This is a genomic window from Sphingomonas sp. ASY06-1R (assembly GCF_052180265.1).
Lineage (GTDB): Bacteria > Pseudomonadota > Alphaproteobacteria > Sphingomonadales > Sphingomonadaceae > Sphingomonas_I.
The window spans coordinates 1,668,042-1,691,963 of the sequence record NZ_CP197464.1; the positions used below are offsets into that span (position 1 = coordinate 1,668,042).

Annotated in this window: 21 protein-coding genes; 6 read left to right on the forward strand and 15 right to left on the reverse strand. The window is 64.6% G+C overall.

Annotation, left to right across the window (positions count from 1 at the left end; translation table 11 throughout):
- Nucleotides 1–12: 12 nt before the first annotated feature.
- The 3 genes from ACSBM8_RS08130 to ACSBM8_RS08140 all read right to left on the reverse strand — a co-directional run bounded on the left by ACSBM8_RS08130 (nucleotide 13) and on the right by ACSBM8_RS08140 (nucleotide 3,076).
- Nucleotides 13–894, reverse strand: coding sequence for a F0F1 ATP synthase subunit gamma (locus ACSBM8_RS08130; protein WP_442681127.1), 882 nt, complete (start codon nucleotides 892–894; stop codon nucleotides 13–15).
- 95 nt (nucleotides 895–989) lie between these two features.
- Nucleotides 990–2,519 carry a F0F1 ATP synthase subunit alpha gene (gene atpA, locus ACSBM8_RS08135; RefSeq protein ID WP_442681128.1) on the reverse strand — a complete coding sequence of 510 codons (1,530 nt, stop codon included), beginning with the start codon at nucleotides 2,517–2,519 and terminating at the stop codon, nucleotides 990–992.
- A 2-nt stretch (nucleotides 2,520–2,521) separates the two neighbouring features.
- On the reverse strand, nucleotides 2,522–3,076 hold the full coding sequence (locus ACSBM8_RS08140) for a F0F1 ATP synthase subunit delta (RefSeq protein ID WP_442681129.1): 555 nt from the start codon (nucleotides 3,074–3,076) through the stop codon (nucleotides 2,522–2,524).
- 289 nt (nucleotides 3,077–3,365) lie between these two features.
- Between ACSBM8_RS08140 and ada the strand changes: the two genes are divergently transcribed.
- On the forward strand, nucleotides 3,366–4,403 hold the full coding sequence (ada, locus tag ACSBM8_RS08145) for a bifunctional DNA-binding transcriptional regulator/O6-methylguanine-DNA methyltransferase Ada (protein WP_442681130.1): 1,038 nt from the start codon (nucleotides 3,366–3,368) through the stop codon (nucleotides 4,401–4,403).
- 28 nt (nucleotides 4,404–4,431) lie between these two features.
- On the opposite strand, the gene ACSBM8_RS08150 is transcribed toward ada, so the two are convergent.
- Nucleotides 4,432–4,779: a glycine zipper 2TM domain-containing protein gene (locus tag ACSBM8_RS08150; protein WP_442681131.1), complete on the reverse strand. Its 348-nt coding sequence runs from the start codon at nucleotides 4,777–4,779 to the stop codon at nucleotides 4,432–4,434.
- Nucleotides 4,780–4,964: 185 nt separating this feature from the next.
- On the opposite strand from ACSBM8_RS08150, the gene ACSBM8_RS08155 reads away from it, so the two are divergent.
- On the forward strand, nucleotides 4,965–5,447 hold the full coding sequence (locus tag ACSBM8_RS08155; protein WP_442681132.1) for a hypothetical protein: 483 nt from the start codon (nucleotides 4,965–4,967) through the stop codon (nucleotides 5,445–5,447).
- Between the two features lie 68 nt (nucleotides 5,448–5,515).
- Nucleotides 5,516–7,753 (forward strand): glycoside hydrolase family 3 N-terminal domain-containing protein, encoded by a 2,238-nt coding sequence (locus tag ACSBM8_RS08160; protein ID WP_442681133.1) that lies wholly within the window; start codon nucleotides 5,516–5,518, stop codon nucleotides 7,751–7,753.
- Between the two features lie 71 nt (nucleotides 7,754–7,824).
- Here ACSBM8_RS08160 and ACSBM8_RS08165 read toward each other — a convergent pair whose 3' ends face one another.
- The 6 genes from ACSBM8_RS08165 to ACSBM8_RS08190 form a co-directional block, all read right to left on the reverse strand.
- The gene (locus ACSBM8_RS08165; protein ID WP_442681134.1) at nucleotides 7,825–10,014 is read right to left on the reverse strand and encodes a xanthine dehydrogenase family protein molybdopterin-binding subunit; all 2,190 of its coding nucleotides are present in this window, start codon (nucleotides 10,012–10,014) and stop codon (nucleotides 7,825–7,827) included.
- Between the two features lie 3 nt (nucleotides 10,015–10,017).
- Complete coding sequence (locus tag ACSBM8_RS08170; RefSeq protein ID WP_442681529.1) at nucleotides 10,018–11,007, reverse strand: FAD binding domain-containing protein; 990 nt, start codon at nucleotides 11,005–11,007, stop codon at nucleotides 10,018–10,020.
- Nucleotides 11,007–11,624: a (2Fe-2S)-binding protein gene (locus ACSBM8_RS08175; protein WP_442681135.1), complete on the reverse strand. Its 618-nt coding sequence runs from the start codon at nucleotides 11,622–11,624 to the stop codon at nucleotides 11,007–11,009. The genes ACSBM8_RS08170 and ACSBM8_RS08175 overlap by 1 nt, the downstream gene beginning before the upstream one ends.
- Before the next feature lie 96 nt (nucleotides 11,625–11,720).
- The gene (locus tag ACSBM8_RS08180; protein ID WP_442681136.1) at nucleotides 11,721–12,584 is read right to left on the reverse strand and encodes a helix-turn-helix domain-containing protein; all 864 of its coding nucleotides are present in this window, start codon (nucleotides 12,582–12,584) and stop codon (nucleotides 11,721–11,723) included.
- Between the two features lie 155 nt (nucleotides 12,585–12,739).
- Nucleotides 12,740–13,813 (reverse strand): SAM-dependent methyltransferase, encoded by a 1,074-nt coding sequence (locus ACSBM8_RS08185; RefSeq protein ID WP_442681137.1) that lies wholly within the window; start codon nucleotides 13,811–13,813, stop codon nucleotides 12,740–12,742.
- A 46-nt stretch (nucleotides 13,814–13,859) separates the two neighbouring features.
- Nucleotides 13,860–14,948, reverse strand: a complete 1,089-nt coding sequence (locus tag ACSBM8_RS08190) for an SPASM domain-containing protein (protein WP_442681138.1) — start codon at nucleotides 14,946–14,948, stop codon at nucleotides 13,860–13,862.
- Between the two features lie 77 nt (nucleotides 14,949–15,025).
- On the opposite strand from ACSBM8_RS08190, the gene ACSBM8_RS08195 reads away from it, so the two are divergent.
- Nucleotides 15,026–16,327, forward strand: coding sequence for a hypothetical protein (locus tag ACSBM8_RS08195; protein ID WP_442681139.1), 1,302 nt, complete (start codon nucleotides 15,026–15,028; stop codon nucleotides 16,325–16,327).
- A 372-nt stretch (nucleotides 16,328–16,699) separates the two neighbouring features.
- On the opposite strand, the gene ACSBM8_RS08200 is transcribed toward ACSBM8_RS08195, so the two are convergent.
- The 3 genes from ACSBM8_RS08200 to ACSBM8_RS08210 all read right to left on the reverse strand — a co-directional run bounded on the left by ACSBM8_RS08200 (nucleotide 16,700) and on the right by ACSBM8_RS08210 (nucleotide 20,700).
- Nucleotides 16,700–17,620, reverse strand: coding sequence for a surface-adhesin E family protein (locus ACSBM8_RS08200; protein WP_442681140.1), 921 nt, complete (start codon nucleotides 17,618–17,620; stop codon nucleotides 16,700–16,702).
- 113 nt (nucleotides 17,621–17,733) lie between these two features.
- Complete coding sequence (locus tag ACSBM8_RS08205) at nucleotides 17,734–18,573, reverse strand: class I SAM-dependent methyltransferase (protein WP_442681141.1); 840 nt, start codon at nucleotides 18,571–18,573, stop codon at nucleotides 17,734–17,736.
- Between the two features lie 780 nt (nucleotides 18,574–19,353).
- Nucleotides 19,354–20,700, reverse strand: a complete 1,347-nt coding sequence (locus ACSBM8_RS08210) for a glycoside hydrolase family 27 protein (RefSeq protein WP_442681142.1) — start codon at nucleotides 20,698–20,700, stop codon at nucleotides 19,354–19,356.
- 266 nt (nucleotides 20,701–20,966) lie between these two features.
- On the opposite strand from ACSBM8_RS08210, the gene ACSBM8_RS08215 reads away from it, so the two are divergent.
- Complete coding sequence (locus ACSBM8_RS08215; RefSeq protein ID WP_442681143.1) at nucleotides 20,967–21,116, forward strand: hypothetical protein; 150 nt, start codon at nucleotides 20,967–20,969, stop codon at nucleotides 21,114–21,116.
- 80 nt (nucleotides 21,117–21,196) lie between these two features.
- Here ACSBM8_RS08215 and ACSBM8_RS08220 read toward each other — a convergent pair whose 3' ends face one another.
- On the reverse strand, nucleotides 21,197–22,021 hold the full coding sequence (locus ACSBM8_RS08220; RefSeq protein WP_442681144.1) for a helix-turn-helix transcriptional regulator: 825 nt from the start codon (nucleotides 22,019–22,021) through the stop codon (nucleotides 21,197–21,199).
- 95 nt (nucleotides 22,022–22,116) lie between these two features.
- Here ACSBM8_RS08220 and ACSBM8_RS08225 point away from each other — a divergent pair, with 95 nt between their 5' ends.
- Nucleotides 22,117–23,031 (forward strand): SDR family oxidoreductase, encoded by a 915-nt coding sequence (locus ACSBM8_RS08225; RefSeq protein WP_442681145.1) that lies wholly within the window; start codon nucleotides 22,117–22,119, stop codon nucleotides 23,029–23,031.
- Between the two features lie 103 nt (nucleotides 23,032–23,134).
- Here the strand turns inward: ACSBM8_RS08225 and ACSBM8_RS08230 are convergent, their stop codons facing one another.
- Nucleotides 23,135–23,494, reverse strand: coding sequence for a VOC family protein (locus ACSBM8_RS08230; protein ID WP_442681146.1), 360 nt, complete (start codon nucleotides 23,492–23,494; stop codon nucleotides 23,135–23,137).
- Nucleotides 23,495–23,922 lie beyond the last annotated feature (428 nt).

A 23,922-nucleotide genomic window follows, 5' to 3' on the forward strand; every position in this document is an offset into this window, starting at 1 on the left:
CTAGTCGGATACTTAGAGCGCTTCGGCGCCCGAGATGATTTCCACCAGCTCGGTCGTGATCGCGGCCTGGCGGGTACGGTTATACTGAATGGTCAGACGGTTGATCATATCACCGGCATTGCGCGTGGCATTGTCCATCGCGTTCATGCGGCTGCCCTGTTCCGACGCTGCATTTTCCAGCATCGCGCGGAACAGCTGGATCGCGATATTGCGCGGCAGCAGCTCGGCCAGGATCGCCTCCTCGTCGGGCTCATATTCCACCGCGGCGGTGGCGCCAGCCGGTGCCTGATCGTTCGCGGGGAGCGAGACCGGGATGATCTGCTGCTCGGTCGGGATCTGCACCAGTGCCGACTGGAACTTGGCATAGAACAGGTGCGCCACGTCGAACTCGCCGGTTTCGAACCGGGCGGTCAGATCGCGTGCCACGTCCAGAGCATCGGTGAAGGCCACATTCTTGATGTGCGTCTGATCGACCTGGTGGACGATCTTGCCGGGGTAGAGGCGCTGCAGCACCGCGCGCCCCTTCTTGCCGATCAGATAGAAGCGGACATCCTTGCCCTGCGCGATCAGCGCGTCCGCGCTCTTGCGCGCGGCGCGGACGATATTGGTGTTGAACGCACCGGCCAGGCCCCGCTCGGACGTGGCGACGACCAGCAGATGCTTCTGGTCCGATCCCGTCCCGGCGAGCAGGCGCGGGCTGTTCGGCCCGATCGTCACCTTGGACGCCAGGCTGGCCATCACCGCGTTCAATCGCTCGGCATAAGGACGGCCGGCCTCGGCCGCCTGCTGCGCGCGACGCAGCTTGGCAGCGGCGACCATCTTCATCGCCTTGGTGATCTTCTGCGTCGATTTGACCGAGCTGATCCGGTTCTTGAGTGCCTTGAGGCTGGCCACTGTTTTCCTCTTTTCGTCATCCCGGTGAAGGCCGGGATCCAGTTTTTACCGTCGGACTGGACCCCGGCCTGCGCCGGGGTGACGGTGGATGGGACTTATGCGAACGTCTTGGCGAACTGGTCCAGCGCGCCCTTGAGCTTCGCCTTGGTGTCATCGCCCAGGTCCTTGCTATCCCGGATCGCCTTCAGCACGTCGGCGTGATTGGCGCGCAGATCGGCCAGCAGGGCCTCTTCGTAACGCACCACATCGTTGACGGCGACGCCGTCAATATAGCCCTGGGTGCCCGCGAAGATGGATGCCACCTGCTCTTCGAACGGCAGCGGCTGGAACTGGGGCTGCTTGAGCAGCTCGGTCAGGCGCGCACCGCGGTTGAGCAGCTTCTGCGTGGAGGCGTCGAGGTCCGAGCCGAACTGCGCAAAGGCCGCCATTTCGCGATACTGAGCGAGCTCCAGCTTGATCGATCCGGCGACCTTCTTCATCGCCTTGGTCTGCGCGGCGGAGCCGACGCGGCTGACCGACAGGCCGACGTTGATGGCCGGACGGATGCCGGCGTTGAACAGGTCGGTTTCGAGGAAGATCTGGCCGTCGGTGATCGAGATCACGTTGGTCGGGATGTAGGCCGACACGTCGCCAGCCTGCGTCTCGATGATCGGCAGTGCGGTCAGCGAGCCCGAGCCATTGGCTTCGTTCATCTTTGCGGACCGTTCGAGCAGTCGCGAGTGAATGTAGAACACGTCGCCCGGATAGGCTTCGCGGCCCGGCGGACGGCGCAGCAGCAGCGACATCTGACGATAGGCAACGGCCTGCTTCGACAGATCGTCATAGACGATGACGGCGTGCATGCCGTTGTCGCGGAAATATTCGCCCATCGCGCAACCGGTATAAGGCGCGAGGAACTGCAGCGGGGCAGGCTCCGACGCGGTCGCGGCGACGACGATCGAATATTCCATCGCGCCATTTTCTTCCAGCGTGCGGACCAGCTGAGCGACGGTCGAGCGCTTCTGGCCGATGGCGACGTAGATGCAATACAGCTTCTTGCTCTCGTCATCGCCCGCATTGGCGGCCTTCTGGTTGATGAAGGTGTCGACCGCGACGGCCGACTTGCCGGTCTGACGATCGCCGATGATCAGCTCGCGCTGTCCGCGGCCGACCGGCACCAGCGCGTCGAGCGCCTTGAGGCCGGTCTGGACCGGCTCATGCACCGACGTACGCGGGATGATGCCGGGCGCCTTCACCTCGACGCGGCTGCGCTCGGTGGTCTCGATCGGGCCCTTGCCGTCGATCGGGTTGCCGAGACCGTCAACGACGCGGCCGAGCAGGGCCTTGCCGACGGGCACGTCCACGATCGTCTGCGTCCGCTTGACGACGTCGCCTTCCTTGATCTCGCTATCCGAGCCAAAGATCACGACGCCGACATTATCGGCTTCCAGGTTAAGCGCCATGCCCTGCACGCCGTTCGAGAATTCGACCATCTCGCCGGCCTGAACATTGTCGAGGCCGTGGATGCGGGCGATGCCGTCACCAACCGAAAGCACCGAACCGACCTCGGACACTTCGGCGTCCGTGCCGAAGCCGGCGATCTGGTCGCGGATGACCTTGGAGATTTCTGCCGCGCGGATTTCCATGTTCAGCCTTTCATCGCAGTCGCGAGTGCGTTCAATTTGGTACGGATGGAGCCGTCGATCTGACGGCTGCCGAGGCGGACGATCAGCCCGCCGAGAATCTTGGGATCGACCGTCGCGTCGACCGCAACCTCACTGCCGACGATCGACTTGAGCCGCGCGGTGAGCGCTGCCATCTGGCCGGAGTCGAGCGGATGCGCGGTGATCACCTGCGCGCTGGTTTCGCCGCGATGCCGCGCCGAAAGCGTGTTGAAATCCCGAATGATCGCGCCGAGCGTTCCGAGACGGCGATTATGCGCCAGCACACCCAGAAAGTTTGCCGTCAGCGGATCGAGCTGCAGCGGAGCGGTGAGGCCCGACACTGCCTTTCCGGCATCCTTCCGGCTGATCAGCGGGCTTGCCACCAGTCGCCTCAGATCGTCCGAATCAGCCAATGCCTGCCGCAGCGTGCGCAGGCTGGTGCCAACCTGGTCAAGCTTGCCATTGTCGCGCGCAAGCTCGAACAGGGCGATCGCATACCGACCGCTAAGACTTGCCTGTATGCCGCCGGAATGCTCCACGCGCTCGTCGTCCCCTGATTTCGTGGTGCCTCGCGCCAGTTGGGCAAGGCGAAAGCGGGCAGGCCGCAAAGCCACCCACTTCGGTCGCGCGCCGACTAGCAACGGCGGCCACGGAATGCAAGGCGAGCGGGGTCAAATATCCGTAATATCAATCCAGTCCACAAATGGCGGCGATCCCCGTCGGGCGTATCAAGGATTTCGCGCGGTCGCATTTTGACAGCAAGTTGCGGGAAGCGATTGCGGCGCGGTGCGGGTAAGGTCTTCGAAGGATCAAGGAAGGCGACGACCTGTGCGAAACGATAGGATAGTCAAGACGGACGATCAGCGTTGGGCAGCGGTGCTGCGGCGCGATCGCGGTGTCGACGGTCAGTTCGTCACCGGCGTGCTTTCCACCGGCATCTATTGCCGTCCCTCCTGTGCCGCGCGTCATCCGCGTCGCGACAATGTCCGCTTCTTCGCCACCGGCGCGGAAGCGCGGGACTTTGGATTGCGGTCCTGCCGCCGTTGTCACCCGGACGATGTGGCGGCGGACGAGGCTGGGGTCGCCCGTGCGATCGCGCTGATCGAGACGTCCGAAGAACCCCCGGCGCTGGCGGACCTTGCTGCGATCGCCGGATACAGCCCGTATCATTTCCACCGCCTGTTCCGTCGCGCCACCGGCGTCACGCCGGCCGCCTATGCGCGTGCCCACCGTGCCGGCCGCGCCGAACGGGCCCTGAGGGAGTCCGACACCGTGACCGACGCGCTCTACGACGCGGGCTATACTGCGCCCGCACGTTTCTACGCGGATGCGCCTGACCGGCTCGGCATGACGCCGACACGCTGGCGCGACGGCGGCCGCGGTGAAACGATCCACTGGAGCGTGGCCGACACCGATCTCGGCTCGCTGCTGGTGGCCGCCACCGCACGCGGCATCTGCCGGGTTGCTTTCGAGCCCGACGACAGCCGGTTGCTCGCAGATTTCCCTAACGCGCAGATCGAGCCCGGCGGCACATCGTTCCGTAAGTTGCTGGATAGCGCGGTCGCCTTCGTGGCGGAGCCGGGCAGGGCGATGACGTTACCGCTCGACATACGCGGCACCGCCTTCCAGCAGGCGGTCTGGCGCGAATTGTCGCGCGTCCCACCCGGCGAAACGCTGAGTTATGCCGCACTCGCCGCCCTGGCCGGCAAGCCTGGCGCTGCCCGCGCCGCCGGGTCGGCCTGCGGCGCAAACCCGGTCGCCCTGCTGATCCCGTGCCACCGCGCCCAGCGCGGCGACGGCAGCCTCGGCGGCTATGCCTGGGGCCTGCCGATCAAGCAGGAATTGTTGGAACGAGAGAAGCGATAGGGGGCCGAAGCCCCCGGGAGCTCACGCGTCAGCAGCGCCGCCCATCGCTACGGTCGATCGATCGGCCCAGCAGGCCGCCGCCGGCCGCGCCGAGGACGGTACCCAGGGTCTTGTCGCCGTGACCAGCGACCGTATTCCCCAGCAGACCGCCCGCAATCGCGCCAATCGCCAGACCGCCATTACCCTTGTCGTAACAGCGACGCTGATATCCGCGGCCATAATAGTTGCGATGATAATAGCCGTCCCGGCCAGCATAATGACGATCGTAGCGACCATGATCGTTCCAATAATGCCGCTTGCGTGCCTCGGCCGGCGCAGCGGCGCCCGTCATCAGCGTGGCACCCAGCAGCAGCGACGTGGTGATCTTTCCGAGCATCTTTCTTCTCCTTTTTGCTAACTGCGAAAGTAGGGATGTCACGATGCAGACTTCCTGAATTATGCTGTTAGCTCTGGTTAATCCTGTCCGCTGTGTTGCACAGACGTGCGATGTGGCGACTTTTTGAGGGTGGAAGACCGCCCGGTCTTTCAGGCAGGCTGCGGGAGATATTCTGGGTGGAGAGTATGCGGCAGGGATTCCGGGCGGCGCTGCTTCTGGCCATCACATCGGCGGCGCAAGCAGCGCCCATCCAGAGTGAGGATGGCTGGACGACCTGGCGCAATGCTCGTTTTGGCTTCTCCATATGCTATCCGGGCAAAGTCTTTCCGACCCCCCGTGAATCGGAAGCAGGCCATGCGATCGCGATGGAATCGAAGGATAGCGCGCAGCTGATTGCCGGCGGGATCCCCTATGCACGTGCGACCCTGGCCGAGCCGATACGGATGGAGCGGGAAAGGCTGACCCATGTCGCGCTGGTCGCACGCGGCGAGAATTGGTTCGTCGTCTCCGGCACGCGCGTCGACCAGATCCTTTATACCAAGGCGATCAAGGTCGGCGATCGCCTGATTGCGTTCCGCTTTCGCTATCCCCAGAGCCTGGCGGTCCGATATGCGCCGATGGTCGAACGAATTTCGCACTGCCTGAAAGTCGCCGGCCATCCTTCCTGAGCCGAACCGGACCGGTTCGATCTTGATTGAATGTTTTGGGTCCTTGTGGCTCTGCCAGGATCCGGAGGATGAAAATGAGCCCTGACTTACGACGTCGCGAGCTTATCAAGGGCGGACTGGCGCTCAGTGGTTTGGCGCTGGGCACAGCATCTGCCGCGGCGCGAAGCGTGTCGGTGGAGGCGCTGATCGCGCGCATGACCATCGCCGAGAAAGCGGGACAGCTCAGCTGCTTCTCCGATCAGATCCGGCCGCCGCAGATTGCCTTCAATCCCGATCTGCCGGCCGATGGCGCCGCGGTGCAGCTTGCCCAGATCCGCGCCGGCAAGGTGGGAATGTTGTTCAACGGCATCGGCCAGGCAGGCGCGCGGCGGGCGCAGGAGGCGGCGGTCAAGGGCAGCCGCCTGGGCATTCCGTTGCTGTTCGCTGCCGACGTGATCCATGGGCTGCGCACGGCCTATCCCGTGCCGCTGGCGGAAGCCTGCGCGTTCGATCCCGATCTTGCCATGCGCACCGCCCGCGCCGCCGCGCTGGAAAGCACCGCCATGGGCATCCATTGGACGTTCGCGCCGATGGTGGATGTGGCGCGCGATCAGCGTTGGGGCCGCAACGTCGAAGGTTCGGGCGAAGACCCCTATCTTGGTGCGCTGCTCGGCGCTGCGCGCGTGCGCGGTTTCCAGGGCGACGACCTGCGCGATCCCACCCGCGTCGCCGCCTGCGCCAAACATTTCGCGGCCTATGGCGCGGTGTCGGGGGGCATGGAGTATAATTACACTGAAATCTCACCCGCCACGCTGCACGATGTCCACTTGCCGCCCTACAAAGCATGCGTCGATGCCGGTGTCGCGACCATCATGAGCGCGTTCAACACGATCGACGGGGTGCCCGCCACGGGCAACCATTGGCTGTTGACCGCGCTGCTGCGGGACCAGTGGACGTTCGGCGGCATGGTCGTCGGTGACTATACGGCGGATGAAGAGCTGATCGCGCATGGCTATGCTGCCGATGGTCGCGACGCGGCCAAGAAGGCAATGCTGGCCGGGCTCGACATGGCAATGCAGTCCAACCTGTATAATCAGTGGCTGCCGGACTTGGTCGCCAAGGGCGAAGTGCCGATGGCACGGCTCGACGAGGCCGTGCGGCGCGTGTTGCTGTTGAAGGAGCGGCTCGGCCTGTTCGACAATCCCTATCGCTCGCTCAATGCGACCGCCGAGCGCACCAGCGTCGCGACGCCCGCAATGGTCGGGCTGAGCCGCGAAGCCGGCGGCCGATCGATCGTCCTGCTGAAGAACGAAGGCGGGCTGTTGCCGCTGAAGGCAGGATCGCAGCGTCTGGCCTTGATCGGGCCTTTCGCGGACGACCGGGATAATCTGGCAGGCCCCTGGGCGTTCATGGCCGACCCCAAGCTTGGCGTGTCGATCGCCGATGGCCTTCGGGCGCGCAATATTGCGGTGAAGGTCGTGGACGGCTCAGGCGTTGACGCACCGCTGCCCGGCGGCATCGCCGCCGCCGTCGCCGCCGCGCGGGCGTCCGACGTGGTGCTGTTGGCGCTCGGCGAAACCCAGGCGATGTCGGGTGAGGCGCAATCGCGCACCGACATTGTCATCCCTGCCGCGCAAATGGCGTTGGCGGAGGCGGTCGCCGCGACGGGCAAGCCGCTTGTCATATTGCTCCGCCATGGCCGGGCACTGATGCTGGAAGGCGCCGTGAAGGACGCACCTGCCATCCTCGCAACCTGGTTCCTCGGCTCGCAAACCGGTCATGCGATCGCCGACGTGCTGTTTGGCGATGTAAATCCCTCTGCCAAGCTCAGTGTGAGCTTCCCGCACCGGGGCGGGCAGGAGCCGTATTTCTACAATCATTCGAGCACGGGACGCCCTACGGCCAACCCCAACCAGTCGTTCGGAGCGAAATATCGCGAAACCGCCAACGAGGCGCTTTATCCCTTCGGTCATGGCCTGAGCTATAGCCGCTTCGAGATCAGCGACGTGTCGGTGCCCGCCACGATGACCGATCGCCTGCTTGTGAGTGCGCGCGTTACCAATGAGGGGAAACGTGCGGGTGCCGAAGTCGTGCAGCTCTATATCCACGATGTGGTGGCGAGCCGCGTCCAGCCGGTGCGGGCGCTGAAAAGGTTTGAGCGCGTCACTCTATCGCCGGGCGAAACGAAGGCCGTTCGTTTCGAATTGCACCGCGACGATCTCGCCTTCTGGGGCGGTACTGGCCCCATAACCGAGCCCGGCGACTTTGACCTCTGGGTGGCGACGAGTTCGACCAACGGCACAAAACAGCGCTTCCGCCTGGCCTGAAGCGGTCCCCACGCGAGCTGCCATCAGCGTTGAATGATGATCATTCCGATCGCATTTGCGGTCGGTAAAGCTCAGGCGAACATCTGATCCAGCCTTATGGGAAGATCCCGATATCTGTTGCCGGTGGCATGGTAGACCGCGTTGGCGATCGCGGCCGCGACACCGGTCATGGCCACTTCGCCAAGTCCTTTCACCCCCGCCGCGTTGATGAGCGGATCCGGCTTGTTGATGAACGCGACTTCGATCGAGCCGATGTCCGCATTGACGGGCACCACATAGTCCGCAAAATCGGCGTTAAGAAAGCCGCCAAACCGCGGGTCCGTCTCACTCACTTCGCGTAGCGCTGCGCCGATCCCCCATATGACGCCGCCGCGCACCTGGCTCTCGGCCGTGGTCGGGCTTGCGACGGTTCCGCAATCGGCAACGCTGACGATACGGGCCACCCGCACGCGGCGCGTAGATGGCTCGACATGTACTTCCACGAAGTGGGCGATCGAACTCATCGTGACGAAGTCGGGGTAGACGGGGCCGAGCGCTGCGACCTGGCCACCGTCCAGCCGCTCGAAAATCTGATCGGGCTGGCCGGGCGCCTTGCTCTGCACGTCGACGCGGATCTGATCGCGTCGTTGCGCCCGCAAAGCCCGCCGGAACGCCCGCACGTCAGCGATCGCAAGTTGCTCGGCCAGCGCGTCGATCGCAGCGCCGGCGGCCCGCAGTGCCGTCGCCGTACCCCAGGATCCTGCGGTCAGATGCTGGGTCACGGCGGCCGGTTCGCCAACCCGCACCGCAATCTTTTCGACCGGTAGATCGAGCCGATCGGACACATAATTGGCAACCGCAGACTGGATACCTTGACCCATTTCGTGACCGGAAACCGCGATGATGGCGGATCCGCTTGCCGTCACCTCGAGATTTGCGCGCGCTGCTGCAGTGGCGCCTTTGTACATTCCGATAGCGACGCCCAGGCCCAGCTTGTCTCCGGAAGGCGTCGTCATCGATCCCGGGGCGGCCGAACGCCGCTTCCAGTCGAACCGGCGCGCGCCTTCCTCCAGCGTCTCCCGCACATGACGAGAGGAGAACGGCTTGCCGGTCAAGGGGTCGGCCGCGGCGTCGTTGATCAGGCGCAGCCGCACCGGGTCTATCTGCAGTTGCTGGGCCAGTTCGTCGACCGCGCTTTCATAGGCAAAGCTGCCGGGATGCTCGTACGGCGCGCGCATATAGCCGGGGGTCTGAACATCGCTTCGCACCAACCGCTCGCGCCCGCGAAAGTTGGGGATGGCATAAAAGCGGGCGGTCACCTCGGCATGGGAGCCGGGAAACAGATCATGGCGCGAGGTTTGTTGGTCCACCTCATGGATCGCCGCCATGATATTTCCGTCAGCGGTGGCACCCAGGCGAATACGATGTCGGCTGGCTGGCCGGAAGCTTGCGTCATGGAAGATCTGCGTGCGTGGAACGACCAGCTTGACCGGACGGCCACTTTTGCGTGCAGCCACCGCGGCGAGAGCGGTCTGCATCTGCATGGAATTCTTCTGCCCGAATGCGCCACCTACCTGGGGCGACACGATGGTGACCTTGGACGGATCGATGCCCAGCTGTTTGGCGAGCCCGAACTTGAGCGCGCCGCTATTCTGGGTGCCCTCGTGGATGATCAGGGCGTCGCCCTTCCACTCGGCAATGGTGGCGATCAGTTCCATCGGATTCTGATGCTGGGGTGGCGATGTGTATCGCGCGTCGACCTGGACAGGCGCAGCCGCAAAAGCAGCATCGGCGTCGCCGACCTTGCGATCACCGAACATCTCCTGAGGAAGCGGCGAGCCCTGTTGGTCGACAATGTCCGTGTCGGGTGCGCCCGACAGCGTCGTCCGGAATGCCTCCTGTGCGTAGCGGGCGCGCACGGCGCTCGCGCCGGCAATCGCGTCTTCCAACGTGTCCGCGATGACCAGGGCGATCGGTTGTCCGCGATAGGCGATATCCGGTCCGATCATTGGCTGGATGCTCTGAAACCCATATCCGCCGCCAAGGAGAAAACCTGCGGGCTTCACTCCGGCCATATCGAGATGGGTGAGCACGTGCCGCACGCCGGGTAATGCCAATGCCGCGCGCGCGTCGATCCCGGTGACCTTGCCTTTTGCGATCGTGGCCGTGACGGGCATGGCGTGCAGCATTCCGTCGAGATTTCGGTCGGCTGCGTAGATCGGCCGGCCGCGAACCTTGTCCTCGGCATCGACGCGCGCGATCTTGGGATAGCTTGGGTTCATCGCTCAGGCCCTTTTCACGGCGATGTCGATCGCATCGGCGACCGTCTGGATTCCGAGCGGCACACGAAAGGCATTGTGGGTGGAGGTGCGGCTGCCGATGAAGGCAGTCTCTCCGGCCTTCAGCGCCAGCTCGCGCGAATAGGGCTGATCCTTGAGCAGGTTTTCAGCCGCGCGGCACCGCATCGGCTTGGCACCGACGCCGCCCAACGCGATCCGAATGTCGCGAACCCGTTCGCCCTGTATATCGACGCCGACCGCCGCCGAGGTAAGCGCGAATGCGTAGGATTCGCGATCACGAACCTTGTGGTAAGTTGAGGCACGGGCGGTTGCCGCTGCCGGAACGAGAATGCGACTGATGAAGTCACCCGGATGCAGCACCGTCTCGATATGCGGGGTATGGCCCGGCTCCCGGTGCAATTCCTCGACCCGGATGGTGCGAACGCCGTCCAAACCGGCGACCTCGATCGCGGCGTCGAACGCGACCAGCGCGACGGCCCAGTCGCCCGGATAATTGGCGATGCACGCCTCGCTTCCGCCAAACAGCGCAAGACTGCGATCAATGCCGCTTTGCGCGGAACAGCCACTGCCCGGGACACGCTTGTTGCAGCGATAGGGCTCGCCACCGCGGAAATAGGGGCAGCGGGTCCGCTGCAGCAGGTTGCCCCCGACCGTGGCCATGTTGCGGAGCTGTTGCGAGGCGGCTTTCCAGAGCGACTCCGAAAGCGCCGGATATTGATCGCGGAGGATCGGGTGGGACGCCACGTCCGCCATCCGCGCCAAGGATCCGATCGCAAGACCATCCGCCGCGACCTCGATCTTGTCCACGCCGGGCAGCGCCGTGACATCGACCAGCGTGGCCGGCGCCTCGATGTCCAGCTTCATCAGATCGAACAGCGTCGTTCCGCCGGCGATGAAGCGCGTGTCTGGCGATCGCGCGGCGCTGTTCACGGCTTCGGCAAGCGATGTCGGGCGAAGATAGCTGAAGGGCTGCATCACCGCTGCTCCATCTTTGGCGCGACTGCCAGAATTGCGGCAACGATGTTCGAATAGGCGCCGCAGCGGCAGAGATTGCCGCTCATATATTCGCGAACCTGCTCCGCCGAGTTCGCATGACCCTCTCGGACGCAGGCAATGGCCGCCATGATCTGGCCGGGGGTGCAATAGCCGCATTGCAGCGCGTCATGCGCGACGAAGGCAGCTTGCATCGGGTGAAGCGCGTCGGCGTCGGCGATGCCCTCGATCGTCGTGACGGCGCGGCCGACCGTCTGGACGGCGGGCGTCAGGCAGGAGGCAACGCGTCTGCCGTCGATATGGACGGTGCAGGCCCCGCACTGGCCGTGATCGCAGCCCTTCTTGGTACCGAACAGGCCCAATCGCTCGCGCAGCAAATCCAGCAGCGACACGCGATTATCGATATCGACCGCATGCACTGCGCCGTTGACCGTGAGCGACAGGCGGCTGGACGTCCGGTCGCGCGGCGCAACGAGCGATGCTTCGGCATCGCCCGCGGGAAGCGTCGCCAATATGCCTCCGGCCAGACCGCCGGCCAGAATGTCGCGTCGCTCGATCTTTGCCGCCGGGCCGGACGGACCGGGTTGTTGTTCTGCCATGGAGGTCGCCGCTTTCTGATGTCGCGGCTCATTCCTAGACGACGCCCCTCCGGCGCGTCTCTCGCGCGGCTGCGCTACTCGTGCGCTATTGCGCCATCACAGGTCGCGATACGCCCGTGGGGTCATGCCCGTGGCCCGCCGGAATGCGGCGCCGAAGGCGCTCGGGCTGGCATAGCCGCATTCGAACGCAATTTCCGTGATGCTGAGGCGGCGTTCCTGAAGCAGCTGGCGCGATCGTTCGATCCTGAAGCGCTGCAGCCGCTGGAATGGGGCTTCGCCGTGGTGGAGCTTGCACAAGCGGATCAACTGGAAAACGCCGAGACCGGCATGATCGGCCAAGTCCGTAAGCAGAAAGTCCTCGGCAAGCTTCGCCTGAAGGAAGTCGTCCATTCGGCGAAGCGGGATCGCGCTTGGGTTCGCCAGGGCTGGCGGCCGGGCGGTTAAAGGCTGACCCTCGATCAGGTGCGCCGCGATAAAATGCGCAGCGGCGTCGGCGTAGAAGCCGGTGGCACCACGTTCCAGAGCGCTCTCCATCGCCAACAGCATCGTTCGGAGAACCGGATCATGCAGCGACAGGCGGTCGAGATCGTCGTGGCAGATGCTGCGGTTTGCCTCGCACGCTGCTTTCTCCAGCAGGTGGGCGCTTAGCCGGACGTGAAGCGTGGTGTGCGGCGTGCCGTTCCGCCAACGCAGCGTGGCGCCGCGGCCGGCCGCTGTCATTCCCATATCGCCGCTGCGATATCGGGCGCCGATCCAGCCGGCGCCGCGCCGGCTTTCAATATTGGGCCGTCCATCACTTTCGGCCGCACTCTTGATCAGAACGATCGACTGGGCGTCCTGCGAATAGACGTCGAACGGGTCGGTTTCCGCCGGTTCCTCGACCCGCAGAAGATGGACATTGCGCCAACCGAGCGTCCGGCTGTCGAGCTGCACCTTTCCCGGCAGGCCTGAATGTTCCAACGCTTCGCCCCGCTATCCGTTCGCCAGTATCCTCGTCCGGCGAATATCGATGATTGTAGCGCGCTATCAAATACTTGTCTTGGGTTGCAGGATCTTGTCGCGGGTACCCCCTTTACAGGCGACCATCGCGTCGGTCACGATGCCCATGCGCGCGCCTAATTCGATCCTTTGCGGACGACCAGGCCGATGCATGTCACGATCATCCCGTCGATCGTCATTTTCAGGTGGGCTGGCGGCCCGAGCCAATCGGCCAGTTCGGGCGGCAAATCGCCATGATAAGGGGGCAGGTCGACAAAGCGATCCAGCACGCCGCTGCCCAGGTCAAAGTCGAATGGGGCGACCTCGTGGCCGGTGGCGCGGAGCCGCTGCGCCAGCGCCTCCATGTGGTGGCGTTGGAAGGCGACGGTCATCCAATTGTCGATCGTGGGTCCATCGCTGCGGATATTGAATTCGGTCGTGTGCACGGCCACGCCGCCCGGCCGCAGGCAGGCCATGGCGTTTTCGACGAACGCCAATCCCGCGGCGATCGAGCCGAGATGTTCGAGCGCGCAGATCGACCAGCAGAAGTCATAATCGGCAAGGTCGGGCGGTATCCGGTTCATGTCGACGAACCGCAGCGCGACATGCTCGTCGAACACCGCGCGGCTGACCAGATGGTCCATGCACGCCTGCCCATCCAACGTGGCGTGCTGCCCCGTCTCGATCCAGCCCGAGCGATGGGCATGTTCGGCGGGAAGATCGGTTGCCGTCACGGTGACGCCATGCGCCGCAAGATAGCTGGGTATGGGCTCGATGCCGCAGCCGAAGCCCAGCCCGCGCCGGCCGGGCATGATCATATCGGCGTCGTAGAGACATTGCAGGACGAAGCAGAGCTCCCACAGCTTGCGATGGTAGGCGACCGGTATCTTGAGCGCCGCACACCAATAAGCGACCCAGTCGCTTTCCATCGCCGCCTGCGTCGACAGGCTGCTGTGCAGATGATGTTTCCGGGCGAGCGTCGCGGCAGGCGGGGGCAGGGCATCCGCCAGCTGCCGGGCAAGCTGGTAGCCCATCTGCTTGATGTTCAGTGACAGCGGATCGATTGCGTTCGCGATCAGCCGCAGGCGGTTCAGATTGGGATGGCCGCGCGTGCTGACGTGCGCCAGCAACGCCGTCAGATCGCGATTGTTAATGCGCGCCGCGGGAAATCCCGTCCGGCGCTCCCGCCGCTGGCGCAGCCACTTCAGCATGCCGAGGCTTTCAAGAGCGGGTCTGCTGTCGCAGGGGTGAGGCGGTTCAGGCGGGCAGGGGCACGACCGGATGATCGAACGGGAAATTCTCCGTGCGGACGTCGCCATAGCAGCGGCTGCAGAGCGGGATTGCATCATGTGCGCCGCCGTCCATCGCCTGCGCGAACTCGCGGCGTTTCAGGTTGGTCATCAACGCGCCGAAGCTTTCCTTGGTCAGGTCACCAAGCGGTTGTTCGCGGGCGAAGTCGTTGCAGCAGGGGACCACCAGGCCGTCACAGTCGATGATCAGATCCCGTGTCACGGTGGAGGTGCAACGTATCCGCGCGGGCGACAGCGACAGCTTCTCGTACAGACTGCGATCCTCCATGCAGCGGCTCGACATCGGATCGAAGACGACCTCGTGCGCGCCACGCGTCATGAACCAGTCGCGCATCCGCTCAATCTCGTCGCGATTGGCGCGGCTGACCGGCACGCTGACCCGCACCTTGCCGGGGAAGGTCTTCAAGATGGCTTCATATTTGGGAAAGACATTCTTCGCGCGCAGCGGGGTCATCAAATAATCATAAGTCTCCGGCGTCAGCGATTCGCAGTGGAGCGAAAGCAACGTCACCTGATCATAGAGCGGAGCATGCTTCACGGCGTTGAAGGCCGCGCCGTTCGTATTCACCGAAAAGAGCGCATCGGGCAGCGCCGCACGCAGATATTTGGCGCGCTCGACCACCAGCGGATCGACCAGTCCATCGCCGAACAGGCCGAACGCGATATGGCTTTCGATCGCGACGCCTTCTTCGACAATGCCGTCGATGATCTTGCGGAACAGATCCATCGGCATCGTGCCGCGCGGCGAGTTGGCGGTGCTGGCCTTGCCCGTGGGGCAATGGATACAGGAGGCGTTGCAGGTGCCGGTCGTCCCGATCCCCACCGAATTCAGATGGGGAACGCCGCCGGGGGCGCGCGGCCGCGCCTTCGCCAACTCCCGTCGCGCCAACGGCAAGTCGCCGTCCAGCACGATCGCTGCGCGATATAGCAACACGGCCACGCGAGGATGGTGGCGGAACTTGGCCATGCCGCCCCATTTCTGGAGCAAAAGCGCAAGCGAGCGGATCGGGCCGGCGGGCGAAGTCTGTGTAAGCACCTCGCGCCCTTATCAGAATCGATGGGCTGCATGAAAGAGGGCTGGCGTCCGAGACTCATCCAATTCAATAGCCGCCGGTGCGGTGGCGATCAGCAATATTTGCGGGCGTAGCAGTGCTGGGCGCGGTCCAGGCGATGGCGCAGCCGCCGGTCATGTCGCGTGCGGCCCCGGTGGTGCCCGATCGGGCGGTAGCGGCCCCGCCGGTGATCCAGACGCCGGTCGAGGCGCTGGCGCAGGACGGACGCGAATATGCGCGCCTTTACGGCGTGACGCTGCCGCAGGCGATCCGGGAGCTGGAAGCGCAGCAAGACAGCGTCGCCGCGACCGATGCGTTGCAGCAGGCCTATCGCGACCGGCTGGCCGGCCTGTGGATCGTGCATGACGGCGGCTTCCGGTTCGTGATGCTGTTGACGGGCGATACGCCGGTCCCCGATCAGACGATCCAGGCCGGCGGCCTGACCGTGCCCGTCACCGTCCAGACCGGCGCCCCCGCGACCCGCGCGCAGATTCTGGCGGCGATCATTGCCCATCAGGCCGCTATTCGCGCCGCCTTGCGCAGCCCGCCGGGCATGGGGGTCGATCCGCGAACGGGCACGCTGGTCGTGATGGTCAAGGCCGGCGATGTCGGCGACGACGGCGCCGACGCGCTGGCGGGGCGGCTGCAGGCCATTGCGGGCGTGCCTGTGCAGATCCGGGTATGGTCGGATGCCGACGTCGATCTCGCCGCACAGGGCGGGGGGCGCGTCATCGGCATGGACCCGGCGATCGGCCGGCGCGGCGTCTGCACGAGCGGCTTCGTCGTCACCGACGGCACGCAGGTGGGCCTCGCGACCGCCGCCCATTGTCCCGACCAGCTCGATTATATCGAGCCGGCGGGTGGCGAATTGCCGCTGACGATGATCGGCGCGTGGGGCGCGCGCTATCAGGACGTCCAGATCCACCTGGGCGGGCAGGCCTTCGCCCCGCTGTTCTTTGCTGACAAGGGCAAGACCATATCGCGCCCGGTCACCAGCTGGCGCAATCGGGACAGCACGCGATCGGGCGATGTCGTGTGCCATCGCGGCGAGCGGACCGGCTATAGCTGCGCGGAGGTGCTGTTCGTGGATTACGCCCCGCCGGGCGATCTGTGTGCCGGTCCGTGCGAGCCGACCTGGGTCGCGGTCCGCGGCCCCACCTGCAAAGGTGGGGACAGCGGCGGCCCAGTGTTCAGCGGCTCGATCGCCTTCGGGCTGGTGAAGGGATCGAGCTATACCAGCGACGGGCGCTGCCGGCTCTATTATTACATGTCGACCGACTATCTGCCGCCCGGCTGGACAATCGCCGTTCAAAGCGGAGTCCAAGCGCTGCCAAATCAAAAACATCAGAAACGAACTAGATGATTGTACCAATGCGGTTCGTTTAGCGCAGCGCGGGGGCTTGCACGCGCTGCATATCTTCAAACTGACAATGTCAAACAGCGTCGACACAGTGCGGTGGGAGTAGCCGCTGTCCCTCCCGCTGGCATAGCAATTTGTTCTTGTTTTGTCCAATGCAAAGGTGGTGACGCGGTCGAGCTGAGGCGCGGCTGTGGAGGATCGGTGTCTCAGATGCCAGTTCCGGTCCGGGTCTCCCCACCGCTGGCCCGGCTTCTGCGACCCCTGATCCGGATCATCCGACATGCGGTAAGCATTACATCGGATTGCTACGATGTCCTGAGACTATATCGGGTCCGCAAAGCAGATGATCGAAGACAGTCGTCCAGGTAGTGCCCATCATTTCGTTGTACAGGCCGGATCGTTGCAGACGAACGGCATGTCATCCCCGTCCTTTGGCGCGAGGCTTGCGCGGAACCGGAGGCTTTGCGGCGTGGCCTCCACGACCGTGATGGCGATGTTCTGGATGCGAACCGACTTTTGCGAGAGCGGGAAGCGCATGGTCTGGCCGCTGCTGGCATGGGCAAGATCGTCAATGCTGTAGCCGCGCAGATCGAAGGTCAGCTGGCCCTTCTGGATCCCGACATAGGCGATGTCGTAGATCGCGCCGCTTTCAGCGGTGTCGTACTGGCTGGCGTCGGGGATCTGCACGCCTTTGGCGTAATCGCGTGGCGGGACGACGGCGTGGCCTGCCGCAGTAACTTGCACCGTTCCGAAGGTCTCGGGCCCGGGCGCTGTAGAGCGGATGACCGGCACTTTCGGATCCTTCCGCATCCTTTCGTGAAGGTCCGCGGGCGCGACCGCACCCTTGGTGTCGGCGATGAGCGCTTCGGCAAACGCCACCTGGTCGATCGCGAGGGGAAAACCCCCGGTTTCGCTGCGATCATCGGCGCAGACGAATTGCAGCTGCACGTCGCCGACCGTGCCCGCCTCGACCGGATTGGGACCCGCATAGCTGATCGCGGTCTTGTCGAGCCGTTCGTCGTTGGCGCCGTAGCGCAGGACCAAATCCCAGGTTTCGGTGTGCTTGGCGCAATCCGCAATCATCGCAGCGCGCACCGAAGCGGCGGGATTGCCGGCCTCGCGCAAGATCTGGCTCGCTTCGTAACGCACGATGTCACCGTCGCGCTCGATCGATGCGACATCCACGAACAGGACCTTGTCGGCCCCTTGCGTGACATACCACCATTCGGAGGCGCGGGCCTGCGCCAGTGAGGGCAATAGCAACGCCAGCGCGCCTGCAAGGATTCCCGCCTTCATTACAATTCCCCCTTCATGGTCCGCGCAGGACCTGATGCGTGCGCGAGCAGAGCACCGAACCCGCGGGCGCCGCTTAGAGGGGTTTCCCCGATGGACCAAGAACAGCCGCCATCTCAGTGCCGCGTGCGCGCTGTGACTATCCAGGTCGCTGCCCGGAGGGTCGGGCCCGTGGGGCCGTCTCGTTCCTCCAAGGCGCGCTTGAGCGCTGGGACAGCGTCTTGGCCAAAGTGCGGGTGCTCGCGCAAGATGGCACCGAGCGCACCCACTCGAGAGCAGACATCCACCGTTTCTTGAACGCTCCCGCAGCCAACCATTATGTCCCGCGACGCGATCTCAACCTCGACGAAGCCGGCATCCCCAAGCACGAAGCGAATGTGTCTGGCATTGGAGAAGGAGAACCATCCGGACGAAGCGATCATGCCCACGAGGTCCGCCGGGAGGTAGGGAGAGGCGGCCTGAAGCGGCAGATAATCCACCTCGTTTTCGCTGAGGTCCCGCCAGCAGACGAAGCCGAGCCGCCCGCCGGGGCGAAGCGCCTTCAGGAGGTTGTGGAAGGCGCTTACGGGGTCTTCAAAGAACATAATTCCGAAGCGGGAGAAGATGACGTCGAATGAATGGGGCTCGAAGTCGTATCTTTCCGCGTTTCCGTGCAAAATGGTGACGCTGTCCCGTATACCGTAAGCACGCTGCGCTAGATCGGCCGCGGCTTGCAGCAGCTCCAGGCCGACGACCCGACCATTCGGTCCCACTGCCCCAAATAAGGCGGTCGGTATGCCGCCTATCCCACAGCCTACATCTACCACGCGCTCGCCCGCCGAAAGCGCGAGCTTTTCCATCACCGCCCGTCCGAGGGACTCCAGCTGTCTCTCGAGAGGGCCGTGGATCTCCAACCAGGCGCGCACCCGGGGGTGATCCACCAGGTTGGTTTGGAAATCGGTAATCCTGAGGGGCATCGCAGCTTGGTAGCAGTAGCGTTATCCTGCCGACTAGCCAGGGCGGGAACGTTGCATATCATCAGGCGGTGCCCTTCAGGGGAGCTCAACCGATGCCCGAACCGGGGAAGTGCTGGAGCCCGGGGTGACGTCGGCATCTGGGTAGAAGTGGTGGCAAAGTGGCCTGGAAGCCGTGCTCTAATTGCGACGTTCGTCAGTCGGTCGGACTGCGTTGATAGCGCCGCGCTTCACGACCGGCGTTGTCTTCGACTACCGTGGGGGTAGGCTGATCGTCGTGTCCCCTCTGTTTGTTTCCGACGGTCCGGCAGGACGGAAGGCGCCGCCCCCTGAAAAGATCTAACGGTTCAAGGCCATAGTGATGTGTCACACCCGCGATCCCGATCAGACGACGTGGTAGAGGCCCGCGCCATGGAGCGGAATATGCTGGGCAAGGCTGCTGTGTGCCGGTGGCAGTTTGCGCCCTTCTCACAGATCGTGCACCGGTTGTGGACAGGAAAGACCGTCGTGGGGTTCTGGAAAACCGCTCCCGGAGTTGCCTGCCGTCCTCCCCCTCCGTCAGGCTTCGCCTGCCACCTCCCCCTGGCGGGGGAGGATCGCTTGTTTCGGGCCGGTCGGTGCGCTGTTTATCAATCCTCCCCCGCCAGGGGGAGGTGGCGCCGCAGGCGTCGGAGGGGGAGGATGGCGATCTCGCGATGGATCGCCAGGCGCGACAATGGCGCGTCGGCGCCTTGGTGCTGGATAGGCCGACAACATCCGAGAAACGGATAGCTGCGATTGCGATCAGCCGACGCGATAAAGGCCCGCTCCATGCGACGGAATTCGCTGGGAAAATTTATTGTACACGGGTGCCAGCTGGCGCCCCGCCCACAGGTCCCGCACCGGCTGCGTCCCGGACAAGCTCAGGTCGGCCAGGGATATGGAGACCTCGGTTTCGGCCTTGCCCGTATTGAACAGCGCGACGTAGCGACCTTTGCCGTCTGCCGGTCGCGCCGACCAGATGCGGGTGTTGTCCGCGATGAAATGCGGCTGGTTGTCGCTGCTGGCCTGGTTGACGGCCAAAACCTCGCGATTGGTGAGCAACCCAAGCGTGGCAGCGTCCAGATGACGGAGGTCTCCACCCATGATCAGGGGCGAACGTGCGATCGACCACAAGGTCATGACCGTTCGCTGCTCGTCGCGCGTGAACCGGCTGTCGCGCTTGCCCAGCGCGAGCCGCCCGAGTGGCAGCATGTCCGCATCGGGCCAGCCGCCCGGCCGGCAGTAAGGGCTCCAATTTTCCAGCCGCGTAAACTGGGCCTCGAGCAGCGGCCATTCGTCCCAGAAATCGTCAGAGATGCGCCACATCTGCGCATGACGTCGCACATGGTCGCCGCGGACGACGGGGGTTTCGCCGGGCGAAAGGCTCAGCAACATGGGCCGGCCTGCGGCGGCGATTGCCTTGTGCGCGGCCTCGATCTCAAGCGCATGCGCGTCGTAGGGACGGCTCATATCGTCCATCTTGACGAAATCCACGCCCCATTCGGCAAACAGGCGGAATACGCTGTCATAATAAGCCTGTGCGCCTGGCCGGGTCATGTCGACGCCGTACATGTCCGGATTCCACGGGCAGATGCTGCCCGTGTCGGCAATGTCGCCCGCGCGGTGGCGCGTGCCGAACACCGGCAGATTGCGCTTCACCGCCAGGCGGGGAATGCCGCGCATAAGGTGGACGCCGAACCGCAGCCCCAGGCGATGTATGTCCCGCGCGAGCGGTGCGAAGCCGCGGCCGGCCAGGCTGGAGGGGAAACGGTTGGGCGCGGGCAAAAGTCGGCCATAGCTGTCCAGCGTGGGGACCGGATCGGCATTGTAGGTATAACTGGAGGCTTGCGGCTCATACCACTGAATATCGACCGTAAAGACGTCATAGCCGAACGGTAGCAACTTGGCGGCCATGATCTCCGCGGTTTCGCGCGCCTGCGCCTCCGTGATCGTCGTGGCGAAGCTGTTCCAGCTGTTCCAGCCCATCGGCGGGGTCGGGGCGAGCCTGGCGCCAGGGACCGCCGCCGCAGCTTCGGTATTGCCCGACGCATGGAGGACAGCGGCCCCTGCAACGCCGCCGATCAGAAACGCGCGCCGTCCTACCCCCACCTACATTCTCCCCGCATCAGCACCTCGACGATTGAACGCTACCATGGGCTGACGCTTTTTGCCGAATGCGCAAACCTTGCCGGTTCGCTGGCCTTGCCCCCGCGCGGCGCGCGTGCTTAGCCGGGCGACGGAATACAGGGAGGCGTCGGCAGCCTTGGTGTTCAGGTCGGATCCGTTCCAGGAGCTGAGGGCGGACCTCCCCCTCCGTCAGGCTGCGCCTGCCAACTCCCCCTGGCGGGGGAGGATTGCTTCTTTCGAGCCAGTTGGTGCGCTGTTCATCAATCCTCCCCCGCCAGGGGGAGGTGGCGCCGCAGGCGTCGGAGGGGGAGGATGGCGATCTCGCGATGGCGCGCGGCAATCGCGCTTCGGCGGCCTGGTACCGAGACAAAGCCGATTATACGCGGGAGCGCGAGTAGCAATTGCCTTTGCGTCCTCTTGAAGGTGCGCTTGATATGTCGAGGCGAACGGCATCGCTATTGCCCAAGGAGTTCGCCGCTTAAGCCTCAAGCAGTGCGCGCAGTCGCTCGGCGTCGTCCGGCGTAGCGGGGTTGTAGATGATCATCCCGAGTTCGGGGCGTCCTTCGACGGCGAACGAGGAGAATTCCATCGCGAGCAGCCCGGCCTCCGGATGGTGGATGCGCTTTACGCCTTCGCCGTGCGCGACCACGTCATTGTCTTGCCACAGCGCCTCGAACTCCGGACTGATGCGGGATAGCTCGGCCACGAGCTTCGTCACCTCCGCGCTGGTGCTGGCGCCCGCACGGGCGACGTCGGCCCGAAACGCGCCGACGACGAAGCGGGCAATGCCTTCCCAATCCTCGTTCCGGGCGCGGACATGGGCGCTGCCGAACATCAGTCGGAGGATGTTGCGGCCCTCGCGCGGCAGCTTGCTGTAGTCGGTCAGCAACCTGGCCGCCCCCCGGTTCCAGCCGACCACGTCCCACGTCGCCGTTTTGATGATGGCGGGGCTGAAGGTCATCGCGTCGAGCACCCGCTGCAGGCGCGGGGTGATACCGTCGACGAGCTGGTAGCGCGCCTCCGGCGGACGCCCAAGGCCGAGCATGTACAGATGCTCCCGCTCCGGCTCGGTCAGCATCAAGCCCTTGGCGATACGGTCCAGAACGTCGGCTGACGGAGCCCCCCCGCGACCCTGCTCCAGCCAGGTGTACCAGGTGGCGCTGATATTGGCCCGGCTTGCCACCTCCTCGCGGCGCAATCCGGGCGTGCGCCTGCGGCCGCCATAGCCGAATGCCGCTGGGTCAAGCCGGGTGCGGCGATCGCGCAGATAGCTGCCGAGCGGGTTGGGCGCTTCGCTGGCCATCGTGAATCCTGTTGAGGTTTATACCTGGATAAGATCACTACTTTAACATGTTCCGATGGGCGGCGACATGCCTCTCCACCAGCAAGGAGATTATCATGCGCGTATTTCTCACCGGCGCTACCGGGTTCATCGGTTCGCACATCATTCCCGAGTTACGCGCGGCTGGTCATGCGGTGCTGGGCCTCGCCCGCTCCGACGTCGGCGCCCGGACGCTGGAAGCTGCCGGTGTCGAAGTCCATCGCGGCGATCTGGATCAGCCGGCGACGCTGGCCAGCGGCGCGGCCGCGGCGGATGCGGTGATCCACTGCGCATTCGATCATGATTTCGAGAAGTTTTTCGAGAATACGAGGAAGGACGAGCGAAACATACGCGCGATGGGCGAGGCGCTGGAAGGGACGGACAAGCCCATGCTGATCACTTCAGGTGTGGGCATCGGCACACCGCTGAACGGCGGTCCGGCGACCGAGGACGTGCTCAACCCGCACCACGCCAATCCCCGCATCGCGACCGAGCTTGCTGGCGCCGCGCTGACCGCACGACGCATCGATGTGCGCACGATCCGGCTGCCGCAGGTGCATGATACGACGAAAGCCGGACTGATCACGCCGTTGCTGGCCGAAGCCCGCCGTGCCGGAGCGGTGGCGTATCTTGGCGAAGGCAAAATGCGCTGGGCCGCGGCGCATGTCAGCGATGTGGCGAAGCTGTACGTTCTGGCGCTGGAAAAGGGGGAGCCGGGGGCACGATATCATGCGTCCGTGGAGGAGGGCGTCAGCGGACGCGCCATCGCCGAGGCGCTGGGAAAGGGGACGGGCCTGCCGGTCCGATCGGTCACAGCCGACGAGGTCGCACATTATTTCGGCTGGATGGCACCCTTTGCGGGGCTCGACATGACCGCGTCCAACGCCTGGACCATTGCGCGGCTTGGCTGGAAACCGACGGGGCCGGACCTGCTCACCGATCTTGCGGCAATGGTCTATTCGCAGCCGACCCTTGAGGATTTGAACGCATGATGCCGCTTGTCGGAAATGGATTGGCAGGGTGAAGCGACGCGCTGCGCCGAACTGATCCCGGCCAACCGGCAGGGCAGGGCGCCGACGCGCGGGGACGGCCGAATTAGCGGCTCGATAATATGAACGTGTTCCCGTCTGGATCGCGGAAGCGCGAGAAGCTGCCCCACGGCTGCTTCTCAGGTGCACTGATGTCGACCCCCCGCGCGCTGAGCTGTCGATAGGTATATTCGACGTCGTCGCAATGGAACGATCCGTTGAAGAAGGTGCCGATCCGATCTTCCTGACCTTCGGGCGTGAACAGAACGATATCGGTCTGCGCGCCCGGCAGGCCAAGCTCGATCCAGCGCTGCGGACCCATCGCCTGATCGGTCTTGATCCGGAACCCCATCTTCTCCGTCCAGAAGGCCAGCGCGCGGTCCTGGTCCGAAGTGGGGATGCTGGCGAATTTAAGGTGCTTGATCATGCCGGCCTCCTCACGCCTTTCTATCGCGGACGGTTGCCGCCGCGAAGCGACGCAGGCATTGCTATAGCATGCAGGGTGAAATCGGAATCGACCCCTATGTCCTGGACACGCTCATGCGTGACCTTGTCGGTCATGATCGGCGGCCGTCTGCCTATCTGGTATATCTGGCGATCTTCAGCGTCGGACGGGGCAAGCCGATCGCAATAAGCCATCAACAGCTCGCCGAACGCGTCGGATTGTCCAAGCGCGCGGTGCAAGACGCAACCGCCCATCTGGTCAGCCGAGGGTTGGTCAGGACGGTGAGGCGCGGGCGAACGGAACCCGCACTTGTGGAAACGCTCGCGCCGTGGCGGAGGTGCGAGGCTGCACAGGCGGGATGAACCATGTCGATTTCGGACAAGCCCGGGCCGGTCATGAAAGGGGCCCAT